This window comes from Nocardia farcinica (assembly GCF_029867845.1).
GTDB classification, from domain to species: domain Bacteria; phylum Actinomycetota; class Actinomycetes; order Mycobacteriales; family Mycobacteriaceae; genus Nocardia; species Nocardia farcinica_A.
In genome coordinates, this window is the sequence record NZ_JARWRU010000199.1 from 1 (window position 1) to 4,916 (window position 4,916).

6 protein-coding genes are annotated in these 4,916 nt (G+C 71.5%); all 6 read left to right on the forward strand.

Going from position 1 to position 4,916, the window contains the following annotated elements:
• Positions 1-14 precede the first annotated feature (14 nt).
• On the forward strand, positions 15-149 hold the full coding sequence (locus QH283_RS30275; RefSeq protein WP_432420653.1) for a PEP-utilizing enzyme: 135 nt from the start codon (positions 15-17) through the stop codon (positions 147-149).
• Positions 146-1,447 (forward strand): aminotransferase class I/II-fold pyridoxal phosphate-dependent enzyme, encoded by a 1,302-nt coding sequence (locus QH283_RS04085; RefSeq protein ID WP_280501679.1) that lies wholly within the window; start codon positions 146-148, stop codon positions 1,445-1,447. The genes QH283_RS30275 and QH283_RS04085 overlap by 4 nt, the downstream gene beginning before the upstream one ends.
• Positions 1,444-2,847: a nucleotidyltransferase domain-containing protein gene (locus QH283_RS04090; RefSeq protein ID WP_280501680.1), complete on the forward strand. Its 1,404-nt coding sequence runs from the start codon at positions 1,444-1,446 to the stop codon at positions 2,845-2,847. The genes QH283_RS04085 and QH283_RS04090 overlap by 4 nt, the downstream gene beginning before the upstream one ends.
• Entirely contained in the window at positions 2,844-3,581 is a 738-nt protein-coding gene (locus QH283_RS04095; protein ID WP_280501681.1) for an HAD family hydrolase, read from the forward strand. The genes QH283_RS04090 and QH283_RS04095 overlap by 4 nt, the downstream gene beginning before the upstream one ends.
• Positions 3,566-4,522: a diacylglycerol/lipid kinase family protein gene (locus tag QH283_RS04100; protein WP_280501682.1), complete on the forward strand. Its 957-nt coding sequence runs from the start codon at positions 3,566-3,568 to the stop codon at positions 4,520-4,522. The genes QH283_RS04095 and QH283_RS04100 overlap by 16 nt, the downstream gene beginning before the upstream one ends.
• A partial coding sequence (locus QH283_RS04105; protein WP_280501683.1) for an SDR family NAD(P)-dependent oxidoreductase occupies positions 4,519-4,916 on the forward strand: 398 nt, incomplete at its 3' end. The genes QH283_RS04100 and QH283_RS04105, both read left to right, overlap by 4 nt.

Sequence of the window (4,916 nt, forward strand, 5' to 3'; positions counted from 1 at the left end):
TCTCCCACACCGCCATCATCGGCCGCGAACTCGGCATACCCACCGTGGTCGGCGTTCCCGGCGTCACCCAGCGCATCCGCACCGGCGACCGCGTCGCACTCGACGGCCGGGCGGGCACCGCCACGATCGTGCACGAGGACACCCCATGACCGCATCAACCGCACCCACCGGACACGGCGAGAACTTCAGCCTGGAGCACTATCTCGACGCCTCCGCGCACACCTTCCAGCAACGCTTCGACGACTTCCGGCCGTTCGTCACCAACGGCAGGGCCACCGGTTTCGTGCTGCGGGAGATCACCGGACCCGCCGGGCCGGTGGTGCAGGTGCGCGACCCCGACGGCGGTGAGATCCGTGAGCTGATCATGTTCGGCTCCAACAACTATCTCGGCCTGGCAGACGAACCGGAGATCATCGAGGCCGCCGTGGCGGCCACCCGCGAATTCGGCGTCGGCTGCGGCGGCCCGCCCCTGCTCAACGGCACCACCTCGCTGCACATGCGGCTCGAGCAGCGGCTCGCCGAATCCAAGGGCTGCGAGTCGGCGCTGCTGTTCTCCTCCGGCTACGCCGCCAATGTCGGCTGGGTGACCGGCCTGCTGCGCGGCGGAGACATCCTCGTCTACGACGAGCAGAGCCACGCCAGCCTCTACGACGGCATCCAGCTCGGCCGGGTGCGTTCGATGGCCTTCGACCACAACGATCTCACCCACCTGCGGCATCGGCTGATGCAGGTGCGCTGGCGCAATCCCGGCGCGAACGTGGTGGTCGCGGTGGAGGGCGTGTACTCGATGGACGGCGACATCGCGCCGCTGCCGGAGATCAGGGCGCTGTGCGACTCCTTCGGGGCGTGGCTGGCCGTCGACGACGCGCACGGCACCGGGGTGCTCGGCGAGCGCGGCCACGGCACCGCCGAGCACTTCGGCCTGCCCGACGGCTCGGTCGAGCTGTCCATGGGCACCTTCTCCAAGGTGTTCGCCACCACCGGCGGTTTCGTGGCGGGTTCGCGCGACGCGGTGGACACCCTGCGGTTCTTCGCCCGCTCCCACATGTTCTCGGCCTCGCTGTCCCCCGCCGTGGTGGCCTCGGTGCTGGCCTCGCTCGACTTCATCGACGCCAACCCCGAGCGGGTGCGGCAACTGCACGACAACACCGCCTATTTCGCCGCCGAGCTGCGCGGACTCGGCTTCGCCGTCGACCCGCAGACCGCGATCATCCCGATCCTGGTGCCCCCGCACCTGGCCGTCGGCGAGGTGGTGTCGGCGCTGCACCGGGAGGGCGTGTTCGTCAACGGCGTCGAATTCCCCGCCGTGCCACGCGAACAGCAGCGCCTGCGGGTGTCGATGATGGCCACCCACACCCGCGACCATCTGGACTTCGCTCTGGAGCGCATCGCCGCGGTGGCCCGCCGATTCGGATTCCACCCCGAACAGGAAGGAAGCCGGGCATGACGACCGGGACCACAGGAATCGCCGAGGGCGCCACGGCGGCCGAGCGCACGCTGGTGCTCGCCGCGCTCGCGGCGCCGAGCGCGACAGAACGCACCGAGCTGATCGACTCGGCCAAGGAGGTCACCGACTGGGCGGGCTTGCTCGATCTCGCCCGCCGCAACGCCACCGTCCCGCTGGTGCAGCGCAGGCTGGCGGCCGAGGGCCTGTTCGACCTGGTGCCCGCGCCGGTGCGCTCCGGCTTCGCCGCGGTGACCGACCGGATCGCCGAGGTCAACGACCGCCGCCTCGCCGCCGCCCTCGAGGTGCTGCGCCGCTTCGACGAGCGGGGCGTACGGTGCGTGGTGCTCAAGGGCATGCTGTTCTCCACCGAGATCTACCACGATCCGCGCTACAAGCGGATGAACGATCTGGACATCCTCGTCGAGGTGGATCAGATCGACACCGTGCTCGAGATCTACCGGGAACTCGGTCTGTTCGCCACCTCGGAACTGCTCGGCAAGGCGCCGAAGGTGCGCACCCGCCGCTCCCACCACCTGCCGTCGTTCGTCTCCCGCGACGGCGCGCTGGTGATCGGCACGCACTGGGGGCTGATCACCCCGCTGGCGCCCTACACCATCGACTACGACGGCATCTGGTCGCGCGTGCGACGCATCGACTTCTACGGCGTGCCCGCCTGGGCGATGGCGCACGAGGACAATCTGCACCACCTCGGCGTGCACCTGCCGTACTACAAGACCGGCGTCCGAGAACTCGGCGACATCTGGAACCTGGCCCGCCACGCCGCCGATCTCGACTACGACCTGTTGATCCGGGAGATGCGCACGGCCGGTTCGGAACCGCTGATGTACCACGCGCTGTCGCTGGCGCACCGCCTGGTGCCCGTGCCGCCGTTCGCGGAGGTGATCGAGGCGGCGCGACCGCGCGCCGGCCGGTTCGTCCGCTACGACACCGCCCGCAAGACCGCCGACGTCCACACCCTGCTGCGCAGCCGCTCCACCCACACCTCGCGGATCGAGAAGGCCTACACCGAGTTCAACATGACCACCCGCGCGGCGGAGAAGCGCGAATGTTTCGCCAGGCTGTGGTCGGGACTGCTGCTGGTGCCCGCCGAGGAGGCGCGGCGCATGAGTTCGCTGCGCGAGCCGTCGGCACTGTCGCTGCTCGGCGCGCGGGTGGCCGCACCCTACCGGCTGACCAGGGTGTTCCAACGCGACCTCGGCACATGGCTGTTCCCCGCTGCGCTGGCCAAGACCGTCGCCGACCTCGCCGCCGCCTACGCGGGCGAGGCACTGCGCCGCACCGGCCGCGGCGGACCCGAGCGGCCCGGCATCGAGGAATGCGCCGCCCGCCTCGGCCTGACCCGCCAGGACCTGCAAGCCGTCCTGGACAGCCAGGAATGAGCGCGGCCCCCTCGGGCCGGACGGTGCTGTGGGATCTGGACGGCACCCTGGTCGGCGTGCGCGGCCGGGCCGTCAAGACCCTCATGCCGGTGCTGGCCGCCCGTTCTTTCCGATCCACCGGTCCGCACCGCTTCCTGCGCGAACTACCGGGTGTGCTGCGGGCGGTGCGCGCCAACGACACCGAACTGACCAACACCGACTACATGGTCGGCCTGCTCGCGGAGCGTTTCGCGCTCACCCCGGCGGAGGCCGAGCAGCGGCTGCGCCACCTGGCCGAGGTCGAATTCCCGCGCCTGCGCTCCTGTTTCCCGCCGCTGCCGATCGCGGTCGACACCGTGCGGGCGCTGCGCGCGGCGGGCGACACCCAGGTGGTCGCCACCAATCCGCTGTGGCCCGCGAGCACCGCCATCACCAGGTTGCGCTGGGGCGGGCACGACCCGTCCGCCTTCGCGTTCATCACCAGCGGGGAGACGATGCGCCGCTCGAAGCCGAGGGTGGAGTTCTATCACGAACTGCTGGAACGGCTTTCGCTGCGACCCGGTGAGTGCGTGATGGTCGGCAACGACGCCGCCAACGACGCGCCCGCCGCGCTGGCGGGCATTCCGATGTTCCTGCTCGGCGCCGGGCACGCGGTTCCGGCGGCGTGCGCGCGCACCGGGCGGGTCACCACCGGCCACTGGCCCCGGCTGCGGGAGTGGCTGGGTATCGAGGAGAAGTCATGCACGTCGTCCTGAATCCGCGATCCAACGCGGGCACCGCGCCGCGCCGCTGGGAGCCGGTGGAAAGAGCGCTGCGACAGTCGCATCCGGGGATGACCGTGGAGATTCCCGAGGATGCCTGCCGGGCCGCCGACCTGGTGCGCAAGTACGTGGAGAACCGGGCGGGGGCGGGCGAGCCCGCCGTGGTGGTCGCCGCGGGCGGCGACGGCATGGTGAACCTCGTGCTCAATGCCGTCATGGACCCCGAGACCGACCGGCCGAGGGGCGGCACCGACGCCGTCGTGCTCGGCGCGGTCGGGCTCGGCAGCTCCAACGACTTCCACAAGCCGGTGCCCGACGGGGCCACCGTCGCCGACGTGCCGGTCCGGGTGGACGCCGATCGGGCCGAGGCGGTCGACGTGGGCAAGGCGACGCTGCGGCTCCCCGACGGCACCCGCCGGATCAGCTACTTCCTGCTCAACGCCAGCATGGGCCTGGTCGCGGCGGGCAACGACTCGTTCAACCGCGCGACCGGGGCGATGGCCTGGCTCAAGGCGAAGAACGTGGAGGCCGCCATCGTGGCGACCGCGCTGAGCAATATCGCCACCCACCGGCCGCTGCCGGTGCGGGTGCGCGGCGGCGACTGGGAGCATCACGGCCCGATCACCAATATCGGCGTGCTCAAGAGCGTCCACTTCGCGGGCGGCATGTACTACGACACCCCCGTCACCCGCGACGACGGCTGTTTCGACATCAACATCTGGGCGCCCTCGGGCCGGTTGCGCATCCTCGGTCTGATCGCCGGGCTCTACCGTGGCCGGTTCTCCGCCTCCCCGCTGGCGGTCTGCCACCGGGACCGGGCGGTCGACCTGCACCCCGAACGGCCCGTCCCGCTGGAACTGGACGGTGAGATCACCGTGGTCGCCTCGGCGCGCCTCGAGGTGCTGCCACGGGTGCTGAAGGTGGCCGCCGTATGAGCGAGGTCGTGCTCGTCACCGGGGTCGCGACCGGCATGGGCGCGGCCACCCTGGACCGGCTCACCCGCGCCGGCTACACCGTCGAGGGCTGCGATGTGGTGCCCGGCGAGGGCTACGCCACCGTGGACGTGCGCGACACCGAGGCCGTCGAGGCCTGGGTGAAGCAGGTGAGCGCCCGGCACGGCCGCATCGACGCCGTGGTCACCTTCGCCGCCGCGGGCCTGGTCGGGGCCATCGAGGAGACCGACCCGACGGAGGCGGCCGCCGTGTTCGACATCAACGTCCTCGGCACCCACCGGGTCATCCGCGCCGCCCTGCCCGCCATGCGCGCCCGCGGCCGCGGCCGGGTGATCGTGGTGAGCTCCGGCGCCGCCGCCATCGCCGAGCCGTACGG